This is a genomic window from Candidatus Binataceae bacterium (assembly GCA_035650475.1).
Lineage (GTDB): Bacteria > Desulfobacterota > Binatia > Binatales > Binataceae > JAKAVN01.
This window is the reverse complement of record DASRHP010000009.1, coordinates 171448-187106: the sequence shown is the minus strand read 5'-3', so window position 1 is coordinate 187106 and position 15659 is coordinate 171448. Positions and strand designations below refer to the sequence as shown.

Here is a 15659-nt window from a genome sequence, read left to right as displayed (position 1 = left end):
GCCGAGCGCGATGGCGCCCAAGCTTATCCTGACCGGCTTCATGGCCGCGGGTAAAAGCGCGGTGGGGCGGGCAGTCGCGGCGCGCCTGGGGCTGCGGCTGCGCGACAGCGACGCCGAGCTGGTCGCGCGCGCGGGGCGGCCGATCGAGGAGATCTTCGCGCGCGACGGCGAGGCGCATTTCCGCGCGCTCGAGCGCGAGGTGATCGCCGAGCTCGCCGCCGACGCGGAGCGCTGTCCGCGATGCGGCGCGGCGCGGGCGGCGGTGATTTCGACCGGCGGCGGCGCGCTGGTTGATGAGCGCAACCACGCCGCGCTCAAGCGCGCCGGGGTGATCGTATGCCTGACCGCGCGGCCCGAGGTTGTCGCCGCGCGCGTGCGCCGCTCGCGCGAGACGCGGCCCAAGCTGCTCGAAGGCGGCAAACCGCTGGAGCAGCGGATCGCCGAGCTGATGGAAGAACGGCGCACCGCCTACGCGCGCGCCGACTTCACCGTCGATACCTCCGATCTCACCGTCGCCGAGGCGGCTGAGCGCGTGATCGAAATCTTCACCGCGCACGGCGGCGCCGCCGCAGGGGCCCATCAATGCGCAGCTTCCGTGTAGAGCTCGGCCCCAACGCCCATCCGGTGCACGTCGGCGCGGGTGCGCTGGAACAGCTCGGCCGGCTGGCGCGCGCGGCCGCAGTGGCGCCCGGGCGCGCCGCGCTCGTCACCGACTCCAACGTCGCGCGGCTCTACGGCGAGCGCGTGGCCGCCTCACTCAGGGCCGCGGGCTTCATCCCGCGCATGGTCGAGGTCGCCGCCGGCGAGCAGAGCAAGTCCCTCGCGACGCTCGAGCGCGTGTACGACGCGCTGGTCGAGGCCGAGCTCGACCGCGCAAGCGCCGTATTCGCGCTCGGCGGCGGCGTAATCGGCGACCTCGCCGGCTTTGCCGCCGCCACCTACATGCGCGGCATCGCTCTGGTGCAGATTCCGACCACCGTGGTCGCGCAGGTCGATTCGGCGCTCGGCGGCAAGACCGCCGTGAACCATCCGCGGGCGAAAAACCTGATCGGCGCCTTTTATCAGCCGCGGCTCGTCGTCGCCGACGTTTCCACGCTCATCTCACTTCCCGAGCGCGAGTTCCGCGAGGGGCTGGCCGAGGTGATCAAATACGGCGCGATCATGGACGCGGCGATGGTCGATGCGCTCGAGCGCGGGCTGGATGCGATCCTGCGCCGCGAGCCGGCCGCGCTCGAAGACGCCGTCGAGCGCTCGCTGCGGCACAAGGCGGCGGTCGTGGCGAGCGACGAGCGCGAAGGATCCTTGCGCAGGATTCTCAACTACGGGCACACGGTCGGCCATGCGCTGGAAGCGTCGGCGGGCTACGGCAGCCTGCTGCACGGCGAGGCAGTGGCGATCGGGATGGTCGCGGCGGGGCGGCTCTCGCAGGCCTTTGCCGGGCTCGCCGCCGCCGATGCCGCGCGTCTGGAGCGCCTGCTCTCGCGAGCGGGGCTGCCGACGGCGATGCCCGCGGGATGGCGCGGCGGCGAGGAGTTCGCCCGCGCGATGCGGCTGGACAAGAAGCGCGCGGGCGACGCGATCGAATTCATCCTGCTCGACCGTCTGGGCCACGCGCTCACCCGCAAGCTCAGCTTCGCCGAAATCCTCAGCGGGCTCGGTTAGAGAAAGTCGCCGCCGCGCGCGATGGCCCGCGCGCATTCAGTGGGGCGGGCGTCCCTGCCCGCATGTGACCCAGGCGCACAGATTGAGAATCCTCGCACGCGCGCGGGAATGACAGCCGAGGAAGCCGGCAAGCCCCATAGTCGGTTATGCCGCCGGGCGGGCTTCGACGGGGTGAATCATCACGCCTGCTGGAATTCCTTCATCCCTTGCGCCGCATCAACTTGACGCGACCCAGAAAGCGCGGGCGAAGCAGCACCGTTTCCAACGGCAGCACGGTCATCGCGAGCAGCCCGTTGAACGCCATCACCAGCGCCAGCATCAGCCCCATCTCGGCCAGAAATCGCAGGTCGGACAGGAAGTACCACGGCAGCACACCCAGGACCATCGTGAAAGCGACGAAAAAGGTCGCCTCGCCGGTGGTGAACAGCGCGCGCGTCACCGCGCCCTGGACGTCGCCGTCGGCGGCGCCCTGGAACTCCTCGCAGATGCGGCTCAGCAGATAAATTCCGTAGTCGATGCCGACGCCGAGGCCAACCGCGACCACCGGCAGCGTGTTGACGTCGAGTCCCACCCCGCGCAGGTACATCACCGAGTCGGTGGCGAACTGGGCGAGAATCAGCGGCACCAGCAGCATCGCGGCCGCCACCGCCGAGTAGTACGTCATCACGCACATCACGAAGATCGTCGCCAGCAGGTAGACCAGGATGCGCAGGTCGGCGGCGCGCACCACGTGGTCGAGCGCGTACTGCAGGGCGACCAAGCCGGTGCCGATGCGGATGTTGTAGATCGGCGAGGGCTCGGGCTGGACCGCCGCGACCGCGCGCCGCGCCTCGGCCATCGCGCGCTCGACCGTGCCTGCGCGCAGGTCCTTGTACCACAGGACGACGTCGCCGTTGCGCGCGTTGGGCTCGAGCAGCTGGCTGAAGTTCTCCAGCGAATGGCCGGTGAGCGTCCAGAACAGGTAGGCGCCGACGTCGTGGCCGGTCAGATCGACCGGCAGCCATTTGGGATTGCCGCCGCGCAGGATGAGACCGGTTATCGGGATGTAGTCCGCAATCGAGAGCGTCGCCTCGGCGCCGTGGGCGCGCTCGATCGCAAGCTGGAAGCGGCGCATCGAGTCGAACACCTGCGGCCGGAACAGCGCCATCGGCACCTTTCCCTCCCATACCACGTTGAGCGTGGAGGTGCCGGCGAGGTTGCGGTTAATCTCGCGCTCGGCGACGTTGTATTCGTTGTTGTGCCACAGCAGCGGGCTCCCAATCGAGACGTTGCCTACCGGCCGGCTCATCGCCAGGTACGCGATCAGCGCCGCCATCGGCAGCGCAACCATCGCGCTCAGCATCCGCGTGCGCGGCGTCAGCAGCGCGGCCAGCGCGCGCTGCACGGGTTCGATCAATCGCGTGCTGAGCGAGGGAACCTCGTGCGTGATGAATACGCTCACGTCGCGCGGCGGCGGCAGGATCGCGAGCAGCACCGGTGTGAGCATGACGGTCGAGGGAATCAGCAGCAGCGACCACGTGCCGCACAGGAGCCCGAGCTTCTGGATGATCGGGATCGGCGCAAGGCAGATCATATAGAGCCCGGCGACGTCGCACATGATCCCGAGGCAGGCCGGCGCGAACATCGAGGCCAGCGCGCCCGCCGCGCCGGCCACCCGCTCGTGTCTCTCGTAGAGGATCTCGTAGTAGCGGCGCGTGATCTGGAGCGAGTGGCTGAGCGCGCGCGCCATCAGCAGCACCGGCACCACCACGGTCAACGGCTCCAGGTTAAGCCCCATCCAGCCGCCCGCGCCGAGCCCCCATACGGTCGAAACCGCGGCCGCGATTATCGGCGTGAGCGCGCCGGCGAGGCTGCGCATGTAATCGACGTGGGCGAGGATGACCAAGGCGAGCGAGAGCAGGAAGATCCAGATCGCCTGATGGCCGTAGCGGTAAATCCATCCGATCAGCATCACGCGCCCGGCCGGATAAAACTCCACGTTCGGGTCGTGCTCGGCCTCCAGCATGCGATGCACGCGGTCGAAGACGTCGCCGTAATCGAGGACGTTTTCGAAGAAGGCGGCGTCGATGAGCGCGGCCCGCTCGTCGGGCGAGACGAGAATTCCGGTGACGCCGGCAGCGTGGCGCGCGCGCTCGCGCACCGCCATCGCCTCGGCCTCGGTGCGCGGGATCACGTCGGTCATCACCGGCATCGAAACCGCGCCCCACGGGGTCGGCCGCACCACGCGGATTTTTTCGGAGGCGATCGAGGTCAGGGTGACGTGGTCGATCCCGGGCACGAGGTCAAGCTCGCGCGTCAGCCGCCAGATGCGTGCGAGCGTTTGGGGCGTGTAGATCGTGCCGTGCTTGACCTTAAGCAGGATCTCGACCGTCGCCGGCTTGCTGAAGTTTTGGTACTGCTTGAAGACGTCGGTGACCGGGTTGTGGCCCGGGATGAGGTCGGCAAACGAAGTCTGAGCCTGAAAGTTGCGCGCGATCCGCGCCACGCCGATGGCGAAAAAGGCGGTCAGTACGGTGTAAAGCGCCAGAACCGACCATCGCCAGCGGAGCAGAAAGTCCGCGGTCCTCTGACCAAACGATCCCATAGAACGAATTGACCGATCCTTGCCGAGGTGGGCGAGCCATCCGACCAAACCCGGTCATCCAAGTCAAGGCGGGTCCGCCGACAGGGCGCACTCCGATCCCGGGCGAAGCGAGGCAAGCGGACTTTCGCCCATGCGCCAGGCTTATCCACAGATCGACGATTTTTGTGGATATTTGTGCTGCCTTTCGGTTCACATTAGCAAAACGCAGGCTAGAATGGCGCGCGTTAGCGAGGAGCGCGGCGAGGCGGCGCGGTGGTGGGACGAAGCGCTTCTTTTCCACAACAGCCCCACATCAGTCAGCTTCGCCAGGGGACCACTTCATTTCCCAGGGGAGAGGAAATGACCAATAACGGGAAAGAGCGGGTTGGGCTGATGGATTTCGACAGCGTTCAGTCGCGCGTGATGACGGTGCAGGACGTCTCCACCTATCTGCGGGTCCATCCTTCGACGGTTTACCGGTTGCTCAAGCGCAACGAGCTGCCGGCGTTCCGGGTCGGCAGCGATTGGCGGTTCAACGTCGAGGCGATCGACCGCTGGCGCGCGCAGATGGAAGCCGGCGGCCAGGTGTTGTCGAAGAGCTAAGAGGGTCGGAGCGGCGATTTCGGGCAAAAGGGGGGGGACGACAAAAGCAAAAAAGAGGCGGGCCGGCGGCCCGCCCTCGGAAGTTCGATCGCACTCCAGCTACTCGCTGAAGTAACGGCGGGGATTCTCCACCATCATCGTCTGAATCTTTTCTTCGCTCACCCCGGCCCTGCGCAACGCAGGCAGGATGTTCTTGAAGATGTGAGTCGGCTGCCAGTTGCGAATGCCGGCTTCCATCTCGGGCGTCAGATCGAGGCCGCGTCCGAGCCAGCACGCCACCGAGTCGTGCGACATCACGAGCTGTTTCTCGAAGCCGATTCCCAAAAGCCCGATCAGCGCGGCCAGGCGCAGGCGGTCGGGATGCAGGATGTCGAGGCCGAAGCGGTCAAAGCCTAGGTAACATCCGCGATCGAGCATGTCGGTATGGTAGCGCAGGTCCGAAGCGCCGCAGCTGTGCCCGATGATCACACGCTTCAGATCGACCCCCTCTGAAGCGAAGATGTCGAGTTGCTCGCGGCCCATCGTGCCGTCGTCGGTATGGGTGGTGATGGGCGCACCAGTCTTGAGATGGGCGCGGGCGGCGGCGCGCAAGCACTTCTCCTCGTAGTCTGTGATCTTGCCCTTGGAGGTCGCGCACTTGATTATCCCCGCCTTGATCCCGGTGCGCGCGATTCCCTCGGTCAGCTCGGCAACGTACACCGCGGCGATGTCGTCGATCGGGCGCTGCTTGAAATAGGCCGTGTTGCCGAGGTCCTCCTTGTAGAGGCCGGTCGCGCAGACGACCTGGACCTGGGCGCCGTCCGCCACCTCGGCCATGAAGTTGATGTCGCGGCCGATATCCATCGGGCACGGATCGACGAACGTGCCCAGGCCGAGGTCGCGCAGCTCCTTGAGGCGGTCGGTGGCGAATTTCAGCGCGGCCTTGCGCTCAAAGCGCGGCGCCGTGCAGTCCAGTTCCCACCCGCCCCAGCCGACCATCAGATGCTCGTGCATCAGCGTGGTGCCGAGCTTGTCGCTGCTGGTGGTTCCGGTGACGGTGTTGATCGTCTTCATGACCAAAGCTCCCCGTCTGACGCCGGTTGAGACCGGCGTGCGCATCGCCACGTTGCCTCAGTTTCCAGCTTCCGTCAAATGGCAGCGTGGCGGCCAGACCCGCGCGCGGCGGTCAGGAGGCGTCGTGGGCGAAAAGCGAATGGATCAGGATTACCGCGACGCCGATCGTGATCGCGCTGTCGGCGAAATTAAAGACCGGGTAGCTCCAGGCGTAATAGTGGACGTAGATGAAGTCCACGACGCGCCCGCGCAGGACGCGATCGACCAGGTTGCCCGCGGCACCGCCCATGATCAGCGCGAAAGCGACCGAAACGAGGGTCGGACGCGAGCCGCGCGCGAGCAGCACGCCCAGGACCGCGACGGCGCCCGCCGCCAGTCCGCCGAGCGCCAGATTACGCACGGCCGGCGGCATGCCGGCGAACAGGCTGAAGGCCGCGCCCGGATTCTGCGTGTAGGTTATCGCGAGCAGATGCGGGATCAGATCGATCCGCTCGAAGGGGCGAAGATGGCGCTCGATGAGGACCTTGCTCAGTTGGTCGAGCACGAAGACCGGCAGTGCGACTCCCAGCACCATCGCGGCGAACCGGCGCAGGTTCCAGCGCTGCGCTTGGGGAGCTTCGGCCTGCGCCGCCATCGGCGCGACGGCCTTCACGCGGCCGGCCGCCGCACCACCGTGCGGCATCGCGGACACAGCTCGGGATCGGCGCCGTCGTCGTAGTACATCCAGCAGCGCTGGCACTTGTTCCCAGGCGCGCGCCGCCCGACGAAAACCATCGGCGGGTCGGCCGACAAGCGGCCCCAGGCGCCGTCGAAGCTGAACGTGTCGCCGCCGCCGGCGCGGCCGCGCAGCTCCTCCGCTTCGCGCCGGTCAAGCATCGCAACGTCCGAAACGATGAACAGCTCCTTGAGCGCCTCTCGATTGCGCGCGAGCGTCTCGGCCAGCGCGCCGTCGTCGAGCGCGCCGATTCGCAATGCCGCCTCCAGCGGGGCGCCGATCGTTCCCTCCTGGCGCATCGTTTCGAGCAGCTTGAGCACCTCGGTGCGCACCTTGAGCAGGCGCTCCCAGCGCGCCTCGAGCGCGGCGTCGGCGAATTCGGGATTCGCCGGATGAAGCGTCAGCAAATGGACGCTCGAGGCGCGCTCGCCGGGCATGTGCGCGTAGATCTCCTCGGCGGTGAACGGGATGAGCGGGGCGAGGATCCGTACCAGCGTGTCGAGCACGGTCCAGAGCGCGGTCTGCACCGAGCGGCGCGCGGGCGACTCGGCTCCCGCGCAGTACAGCCGGTCGCGTGCGACGTCGATATACAGCGAGCTCAGATCGACGACGACGAAATTGATGATCGCGTGATAGGCAGCCTGGAAGTCGTAGGCCTCGAAGGCGCGGCGCACCTCAGCCTTCAGACGCTCGAGGCGGGCCAGGATGTAGCGGTCAAACTCGGCCATCCGCGCAGTTGGCAGGGCGTCGCGAGCGGGGTCGAAATCGGCGAGGTTGCCAAGGATGTAGCGGCAGGTGTTGCGGATCTTGCGGTACGACTCCGAGATCGCCGCGTAGATTGTCTCGCCAAGCGTGACCTCGCCGGTGTAGTCGAGCGAAGCGTACACCAGGCGCAGCACGTCGGCGCCGAGCCGATTGACCGCGTCGGCGGCGTCTTCGGCGTTGCCCAGCGACTTCGACATCTTGCGCCCCTGCTCGTCGACCGTAAGCCCGTGGCTAATAACGGCGCGAAACGGCGCGCTGCCGCGCTCGGCGACCGCGCACGCGAGCGACGAGCCGAACCATCCGCGCGCCTGCTCGACCGCTTCGAGGTAGGCGTCGGCGGGCCAGGTGAGCTCGGCGCGCTTGCCCAGCACGGCGGCCTGGGAAACGCCCGAGTCGAACCAGACGTCGAGCACGTCGTCTTCCTTATCGAACTCCGCGCGCCCGCATTCAGCGCACTTGACGCCCGCCGGGATAAAATCGGCGGCCGGCCGCGCGAACCAGGCGTCGGAGCCTTCGCGCGCGAAGAGCTCCTCGGCCGCGCGCATCACCTCGTCGTACAGCCCGACGTGGCCGCATCCGCGACACCTGAGCGCAGGAATCGGCACGCCCCAGGCCCGCTGGCGCGACAGGCACCAGTCGGGGCGCGTCTCGGTCATGTTGCGAATGCGGTCGCGCGACCACGGGGGAATCCACTGCACGCTGTCGATCGCGGCGATCACGCGCTCGCGCAGCTTCTCGTGGTCCACCCGCATGAACCATTGCTCGGCGGCGAGGAAGATCAGGGGATTCTTGCAGCGCCAGCAATGTGGATAGCTGTGCGAGTAGTTTTCGACCTGGAGCAGCGCGCCGCGCTCGCGCAGCCGCGCGACGATCGCCGGGTTGGCCTCGAAGACGTTGCGTCCGGCCCATTCGCCGCCCTCGGCGGTGAACGCGCCCGCGGTATCGACCGGGGTAAACGGCTTGAGCCCATACTGCGCGCCGACCACGAAGTCCTCGTAACCGTGGCCGGGCGCGGTATGCACCAGGCCGGTGCCGGCGTCGGCGGTGACGTGGTCGCCGTACATCAGCTTGACGTCGCGGGCGAGGAACGGATGGCGGAAGATGTCGCGGCCGTCGAGCGCCCTGAGCGCGTCGCGGCTGAGCGCGATTCGCTTTTGCACTTTCAACCCGCAGGCCTGCTCGACCGCCTCGGCCAGGCGCGCGGCGACGACGTAGTAGCGATCGCCCGCGACCAGGGCGACGTAGTCGAAAGTCGGGTTGAGACTGATTCCGAGATTGGCCGGCAGCGTCCACGGCGTGGTGGTCCAAATCACCGCGAAGAGCCTGCCCGCTGTCAGCGCCGCCGCAAGCTCGGCGCCCTCGGCCCGGTCGACCGCGAGCGCGCCAGCGTCGGGCAGGTTCGCGTTGAAGGCAAAGGCGACGTAGATCGACGGTGAGACGTGCTCGCGGTACTCGACCTCGGCCTCGGCAAGCGCCGTACGGTCGTAGAAGCACCAGAGCACCGGGCGCAGGCCGCGATAGACGTAGCCACGCGCGACCAGGTTGCGCAGGACGCCAATCTCGGCCGCGTCGTAGGCGGGGTCCATCGTGATGTACGGATTGAACCAGTCGCCGATACATCCCAGACGCATGAAATCGCGCCGCTGGATGTCGATCCACTTCTCGGCCTCCGCGCGGCACAGCCTGCGCAGCTCCAGCTTCGGCATTGAGCGCGCCCGTTCGCCCAGCTCGCGCGAGACCTTGAACTCGATCGGCATCCCGTGACAGTCCCATCCCGGCACGAACGGCGTGCGCAGGCCCATCATCGAACGCGAGCGCACAACGAAGTCTTTGAGCACCTTGTTGAGCGCGGTGCCCATATGGACGCGGCCGTTGGCGTAGGGCGGGCCGTCGTGGAGCACCCACACCCGCGCGTCCTTGCGCGCGCGCATCAGCTCCTCGTAGAGCTTGCTCTCTTGCCAGCGCCTGAGCGTCTCAGGCTCCCGCTTGGGCAAGTTGGCCTTCATCGGGAAGTCGGTCCGGGGAAGTTTGAGCGTTGCTTTGTAGTCGGTTTCGGCCACTGGCTAAAGACGGTCGGCGGCAGGAGACGCGCCGCCGGTTCCTCCGCATCTCGTGGTTAATTGCGCGTCGGGCACAGAGATTAACGTAACATATCGCCGCGCGCGAGTGCGTGGAGCGCGTTCGCGTCGCGCGCTTGGCTCAGGATGCGCTCCGCACCAAAGCGAAGCGGTCATTGCTCAGCGAACGTAAAAATCCGCTTGCAACGATTCAGGGCTTGTCGTGAGCCCCGTCTGACCGCGGCCTTGGTTTGAAAATCTCCCGGAAGAAATCGCGCATCGCCCGCCATGAGCGGCGGTCGGCCTCGGCGTTATACGTGACGCCCTTGATATGGAAACTGTCGGCCGCGGGATTGGTGAAGCTGTGCTCGGCGCCGCTGTAGATGTTGAGCTGCCAGTCGGCCCGGGCGTTGCGCATCTCGTCCTCGAAGGCCTGCACCTGGAGGGGCGGCTCGAAGGGATCGTCGGCGCCGTGGCAGGCGAGAATCCTCGCCTTGATTTGGCCGGGCTGCGCCGGCTTCTGCGTGTCGAGTCCGCCATGGAAGCTGACCACGCCGTTGACATCGGCGCCGCTGCGCGCGAGTTCGAGCACCGTGGTGCCGCCGAAGCAGTAGCCGATCGCGGCGGTGCGGGTGGGGTCGACCATCGGCTCGCTCTTGAGCTTCGCCAGGGCGGCGGCGATTCGCGCGCGCAGCTCATGGCGATCGCCGGCGCGCAGCTCGTGCGACCATGCGCCAGCCTGTTTAGGATCGACGGTGGTCTTGCCGTCGCCGTAGATATCGACCGCCATCGCTGTGTAGCCGAGCTTCGCCAGCATCTCTGCGCGGCGCTTTGCGTAGTCGTTGAGCCCCCACCATTCCGGCACGACCAGCACGCCGGGACGGCGGCCGGCCGCGCTCTGATCGTAAGCGAGGACGCTGTGCGCCTCGACCTGACCTTCCTGGTAGATGACGGTTTCGGTTTTGATCGCGCCGAGCGCGGCCGCCGCGCCCGAGAGCACGAAGGCGGCCGCCGAGATCACCAGGACGCCCCACACAGGTTTCATCGCCGCGGTTCGCATCGACGCTATATAATCCGCGCGGCGCGCAGCGCGGCGATCTCGTCCGCCGCGTAGCCGGCGCGCGCGAGGATTTCCCCAGTATGCTCGCTCAGGCGGGGCGCGCGCCGACGGTAGTTGAAATGCGGGCGCTCGCCGTCGGTTGCCACCGACGCGGGATATAGGAGGTCGCCTCCGAGCTCCGGATGGGCGATCGCGGCGAAGCTGCCGCGCCGGCGGAAATGTTCGTCGGCGAGATTTTCCTCGGGACGGCGCACCGGCGCCCACGCGAGCCCCAGCGCCTGCGCGCGCCGGAAGATCTCCTCGGCCGGGCGCGAGGCCACCAGGCGATCCAGGGCAGCGAAAATTTCGCGCTGCGCCTCGCGCCTGCCGCGCCGGGTGGGATCGGAGAAGGCCTCGGAGTTCAGATCGTGCGTTACGCCGCAGTCGTCAAGCAGGCGCACCAAGGCGCGGAACTCGCGGTCGGTCGGCGCGATTATGGCGTTGACGTAAACGCCGTCGGCGGCGCGCCGCAACCAGGGCGGCGAGATTGAGGCGCTCGCATGGCGCGCGGTTTGTCGCTTCACCACCACGCCGGCATAAATGTAGCTCGGCATCGTGAACTCGGTGCAGGTGTTGATCGCCTCGTGGATCGAGACGTCGATCTCCTGTCCTTCGCCGCTGAGCTCGCGGAAGTTGAGCGCCGCGGCTATCGAAACCGCCGCGTACTCGGAGCCGAGATGGTAGGCGTGCCAGGCGGCGGGCGCGATCGGCGCCGTGTCGTACTTGCCGTCGGCGCCGGGCTCGTAGCCGCACACCGCCATGATGCCGCCCATCGCGAGCTGCGTAAGGTCGGTCATTTTGAAATCGCGCCAGGGGCCGTCGAGTCCGAACGGCGTGATCGCGCAAACGATCAGCCGCGGACTCGCCGCGCGCAGCTCGCGGTACGCCGCCATCCGGCGCGCCACCGCCGCCGCTTCGCCCGAGTCGATAATCACGTCGGCGTGCGCGGCGACACGCGCGAGGACCGGCGCCGCCGCCGAATTGCCGAGGTCGAGCGTGACGCTCTTCTTATTGAGGTTGTAGCGCCAGAAATGGAGGCTGCGCTCGGGGTGGGGTGCGCCGGAGGCGAACGGGCCGAGCCGGCGCGACGGCGCGCCGCCGGGCGGCTCGACGCGGATAACCTCGGCGCCCAGCCCCGCCAGCAGCACTCCGGCGAACTCGCCGCGCTCGTCACCGACCTCCAGCACGACGAAGCCGCCGAGCGCGTCGCCCAGCGGCGCGGCCCCGGCGCTCACACCGCGCCCTCCGCCTTGAGCGCCTCGAGCTCGGCGGACTCGATCCCGAGGACTTCGCGATAGATCCGCTCGTTGTCCTCGCCAAGCATCGGCGCGCCGCGCGCGGTCAGCCCGCCCACGAAGGCTGGCGAGGCCGTCATCCGCGCTGGAAAGCCATCGACCGGCCACTCGCCGATCTCGCTCTGCGGCAGCGCTACGAAGAAGCCGCGCGCGCGGAGCTGGTCGTCGCGCGTGAAGCGGTCAACCGACTTCTGCACCACACCGGCGGGAATCCCGCGCGCTTGCAGGCGCGCCATCAGCGCGTAGCGCTCCTGCGTCGATGTCCATGCGGCGAGCTTGCGATCCAGTTCGTCCTCGTTGGCCTTGCGCCCGGCGGCGTCGGCAAACCGCGCTTCGGCCGCCCATACGGGCGAGCCCATTTCGGCCACCAGGGCCGCCCATTGATCGTCGTTCTGCACGGCGATCGCGATCCACTCGTCGCCCGGATCACCCTCGGCGCGGCAGGGGTAGGCCCCGTGCGGCGCCCACGGCGCGAACGGCATCCGATTACCGTGGCGCGCGGTCGGCTGCCCGCTCAGTTGATGGGCCAGCGCGGCGGTGCCCGAGAGCATGATTCCGCACTCGGTCTGCGAGAGGTCGATGTAGCATCCCTGGCCGGTTTTGCGCCGGCGCATGATCGCCGCGATCACCAGCATCGAGCTGTAATAGCCCGGCGAATGATCGAGGTATGAGTACCCCCAGCCGGCCGGCTCGCGCGGCTCAGGCAGGCCCGACATCGCGGTCAGCCCCGAAAGCGCCTGGGCGGTCGGCCCGTAGCCGGCATAGTCGCGATACACTCCCGCCTTGCCCATCCCGGTGGTCTGCACGTAGATGAGGGACGGATTGACCCTGCGCAGCTCGGCGTATCCCACGCCCCACTGGTCCATCCGCTCGGGGCTGAAGTTCTCGCACAGCACGTGCGCGCGGGCGACCAGGCGTCTGAGCAGGTCGCGTCCCTTGGGATGGTTAAGGTTGAGCGTGATCGCGAATTTGCCCGGGTTGATATTGTTGAAATTGCCGCTGCGGTTGAAGCCGTTGGCGGGCGTGCCAGCGAGCATCCCGAGGTCCTGCGCCGGCGCACTTTTGTCCTTGCGCGGGAAAGGCGGCGTATAGCGCAGGAAATCGACCGCGCGCGGCTCACGGCATTCGACCCGAATCACCTGGGCACCGAGGCTTGCGAGGATCCGCGTGCCGCCGGGTCCGGCGAGCAGCCAGGTCAGGTCGATTACCCGGACGCCTTCGAGCGCCCAGCGCCGTTTGTTGTCCGCCATGGTCGGGCCCCGCGCGCGCCACTTTCGGATTCAGCGCTTTCTTAGCGCCATCCGGCGCGCGGGATCAAACGGCCGCCGAGCACAGTTGGGCTGCCCCACGCGACGCAAGGGCCAACACAGCATCCGGATCAATGATCAACGGCGAATTTGCTCAATCTGAGGCTCACACAAATCGAACGCGAGGTACGCCCGCGCGCTGGTCGATCAACCAGCGCGCGTTGGCGCCCGCTAGGCAATCGCCGCGTGGAAGCCCAGCGCGAGTAGCGCGAAGATCGCGAGCACCGCGATGAACGCGCCGAGAGCGCGCCACGCGGAGAAGCCGTGCACCTCAGCGAGCGCGTGCACAAGGGCGACCAGCGACCATAGCGAGACGAGCGCCGCGACTCCCTTGCCCGCGGTAAACTCTCTCGCCGCCTCGGCGGCCACGCGCGGATCGGCGGGCGGTAACGAGGGGAACAACGCCTGCATCACGCCGTTGCCCAGCAACGCTGCGAGCATCGCGACCCCAAAGCAGATCTGCGGTACCCCCGCCCAGGCCGCCGCCGCGCGCACCTCGCGCGCGTCGGCCACGCCGCCCAGCGCGCGTCCCGCCCACAGGAACAGTAACCCGCTCAGGTACACTGCGGCGATTCCCAGCGCCCCGCCGACGAACGGGCTGAGCAGCGCGCAGATCGGCAGGTAAGAAATGAACCATCCCGGCAGCACCACCGGCGGCGTGCCGACCGAAGCGGCGAGCGCCGCGTCGAGCATCGCCAGCCCACCCGCGAGCGCGCCCAGCGTGAGCACGTGATAGGTCGGGTCGTGATCGACGATTCTGCGGATCGTCTCCCGCGGACTCATCCACATCCCGACCCACGGATTTTGCACGACGCCGATCAGAGCATCGACCATCGCTCCGCCCCCCCAAGGCGCAGGACCTGAGGCAACATCTACCACATCCGTCCCCCTGCGCTGCCGATATTCTATCGACGGTGCAATAGGCAAATCGATAGGCAGTAACGCTGCTCAAGCAAATGCCTCGCCCTTCCCTGATGCCCGCAACCGAAATAGGAGGGATTAGCCGAACACCGCAATTTGAAAACGCGTCCGCGCTCCCCTATCATCGCTCGCGGACGGACCTTCTCTGACCATGGCACTGCGTAAAGTCACCGTGTTCGACCATCCGGGCGTCGCTGTCGAGCCGGTCGAGGAAGATGGCCAGGCCAAGCCCTGCGTGCTGGGCGTCCGATGGGTCAATGCTGACACCTTCGAGACGATTCGTGCGCGCGGCGGCAAACTCACCGGCCCCCGGGGCGAACTGCTGAGGGAAGTCCTGCCGACGCGCGATCTGAGCCCGTTCGAGCGCAAGAGGCTGGGTCGGGCGCCCGCCAGGAGCGCCAAATGAACGCGCCGGGCGCGCTGGCCGGCCTGCGCGTGCTCGACCTGACCGACCTCAAGGGCCATCTGTGCGCGCGCCTGCTCGCCGACATGGGCGCCGATGTGATCAAGGTCGAGCCGCCCGGTGGCGACGCCGCGCGCCGAGTCGGCCCGTTCGTTGACGACCGGCCGCATCGCGACCGCAGCCTGTTCTTTTGGTTCTACAACTTCAACAAGCGTTCACTGACGCTCGACCTCACCCATCCCGAGGGCGCGGCGGTCTTCCGCCGGCTCGCGGCCGGCGCCGACGTCGTGGTTGAAAGCTTCAAACCGGGGGCGCTCGCGGCGATGAGCCTCGGATGGGACGCGCTGCACGCGCTCAACTCGGCGCTGGTCCTGTGCTCGATCGCGCCGTTTGGGCAGAGCGGCCCCTATCGCGACTGGCAGGCCGACGACAGCGTGCTGACCGCGCTCTGCGGGATGCTCTACGTCAACGGCTTTCCCGACGGCGCGCCGGTGCGTCCGCTCGGCTTGCAGGCCTACCACTCCGCCTCCTACTACGGCGCGATCGCGACGATGTGCGCGCTGTTTGCGCGCGACGCCATCGGCGAGGGCCAGTGGATTGACCTCAGTATGCAGGAGGCGGCGGCCTCGGCGGTCGAGCACGTCTCGGCGGGCTACTTCGGCGCGGGACAGGTCGAGCCGCGGCGCGGCTCGCTGCACTGGAGCCGCTTCTTTCGCGTCGGGCGCTGCCGCGACGGCTATGTCATGCATTGCACGCTGGGCGACTGGACCTCGCTGGTCGAATGGGTCAACGGCGACGGCAAGGCGCAGGATCTGACTGGCGCCGAATGGACCGACGTCGCCAAGCGGCGCGACGACGCCGAGCATCTGTTCGACGTGCTCGACGAATGGGTCAAGGACTACGCGCGCGACGAGCTGCTCGAACGCGCGCAGATGCTGCGCCTGCCCTACGCTTCGGTACGCAATCCCGAAGAGCTGTTCGATGACGAGCAGCTCAGGGCGCGCGGCTATTTCCACGAGGTCGAGCATCCGGAGCTCGGCCGCAGCTTCCGCTACCCCGGCGCGCCGTACTTTTTCAACGGCTCGCCGTGGCGTATCCGGCGCCGCCCGCCGCTGGTCGGCGAGCACACCGGCGAAATTCTCGCCGGCGAGCTCGGGATGAACGCGCAGGAACTCGCCGCGCTCGCCGCCGAGGGAGTGATCTGAAGATGACGCGA

Annotated in this window: 13 protein-coding genes; 5 read left to right on the top strand and 8 right to left on the bottom strand. The window is 67.9% G+C overall.

The window, feature by feature from the left end; genetic code table 11:
• Positions 1 to 10 precede the first annotated feature (10 nt).
• Both VFB33_07100 and aroB read left to right on the top strand, forming a co-directional pair.
• Entirely contained in the window at positions 11 to 601 is a 591-nt protein-coding gene (locus VFB33_07100) for a shikimate kinase (GenBank protein HZO81448.1), read from the top strand.
• Complete coding sequence (aroB, locus tag VFB33_07095; GenBank protein HZO81447.1) at positions 583 to 1662, top strand: 3-dehydroquinate synthase; 1080 nt, start codon at positions 583 to 585, stop codon at positions 1660 to 1662. Before VFB33_07100 ends, aroB begins: the two co-directional genes overlap by 19 nt.
• A gap of 199 nt (positions 1663 to 1861) precedes the next feature.
• Here aroB and VFB33_07090 read toward each other — a convergent pair whose 3' ends face one another.
• Entirely contained in the window at positions 1862 to 4246 is a 2385-nt protein-coding gene (locus tag VFB33_07090; protein HZO81446.1) for an MMPL family transporter, read from the bottom strand.
• A gap of 339 nt (positions 4247 to 4585) precedes the next feature.
• Here VFB33_07090 and VFB33_07085 point away from each other — a divergent pair, with 339 nt between their 5' ends.
• Positions 4586 to 4828, top strand: a complete 243-nt coding sequence (locus VFB33_07085; GenBank protein ID HZO81445.1) for a helix-turn-helix domain-containing protein — start codon at positions 4586 to 4588, stop codon at positions 4826 to 4828.
• Positions 4829 to 4927: 99 nt separating this feature from the next.
• Here the strand turns inward: VFB33_07085 and VFB33_07080 are convergent, their stop codons facing one another.
• From VFB33_07080 to VFB33_07050, 7 genes are all read right to left on the bottom strand, one after another.
• Entirely contained in the window at positions 4928 to 5881 is a 954-nt protein-coding gene (locus VFB33_07080; GenBank protein ID HZO81444.1) for a hypothetical protein, read from the bottom strand.
• Positions 5882 to 5993: 112 nt separating this feature from the next.
• Complete coding sequence (gene lspA, locus VFB33_07075; GenBank protein ID HZO81443.1) at positions 5994 to 6533, bottom strand: signal peptidase II; 540 nt, start codon at positions 6531 to 6533, stop codon at positions 5994 to 5996.
• The gene (ileS, locus tag VFB33_07070) at positions 6530 to 9367 is read right to left on the bottom strand and encodes an isoleucine--tRNA ligase (GenBank protein ID HZO81442.1); all 2838 of its coding nucleotides are present in this window, start codon (positions 9365 to 9367) and stop codon (positions 6530 to 6532) included. Before ileS ends, lspA begins: the two co-directional genes overlap by 4 nt.
• 262 nt (positions 9368 to 9629) lie before the next feature.
• Positions 9630 to 10463, bottom strand: coding sequence for a dienelactone hydrolase family protein (locus VFB33_07065; GenBank protein ID HZO81441.1), 834 nt, complete (start codon positions 10461 to 10463; stop codon positions 9630 to 9632).
• Positions 10464 to 10483: 20 nt separating this feature from the next.
• Complete coding sequence (locus tag VFB33_07060) at positions 10484 to 11752, bottom strand: CoA transferase (protein HZO81440.1); 1269 nt, start codon at positions 11750 to 11752, stop codon at positions 10484 to 10486.
• Positions 11749 to 13062 (bottom strand): CoA transferase, encoded by a 1314-nt coding sequence (locus tag VFB33_07055; GenBank protein HZO81439.1) that lies wholly within the window; start codon positions 13060 to 13062, stop codon positions 11749 to 11751. Before VFB33_07055 ends, VFB33_07060 begins: the two co-directional genes overlap by 4 nt.
• A gap of 228 nt (positions 13063 to 13290) precedes the next feature.
• Positions 13291 to 13953 (bottom strand): YIP1 family protein, encoded by a 663-nt coding sequence (locus tag VFB33_07050; protein ID HZO81438.1) that lies wholly within the window; start codon positions 13951 to 13953, stop codon positions 13291 to 13293.
• Between the two features lie 238 nt (positions 13954 to 14191).
• On the opposite strand from VFB33_07050, the gene VFB33_07045 reads away from it, so the two are divergent.
• Together VFB33_07045 and VFB33_07040 are read left to right on the top strand one after the other, a co-directional pair.
• A complete protein-coding gene (locus tag VFB33_07045; GenBank protein ID HZO81437.1) occupies positions 14192 to 14446 on the top strand; it encodes a hypothetical protein in 255 nt (84 codons plus the stop codon).
• Entirely contained in the window at positions 14443 to 15648 is a 1206-nt protein-coding gene (locus tag VFB33_07040) for a CoA transferase (protein HZO81436.1), read from the top strand. The genes VFB33_07045 and VFB33_07040 overlap by 4 nt, the downstream gene beginning before the upstream one ends.
• Positions 15649 to 15659 lie beyond the last annotated feature (11 nt).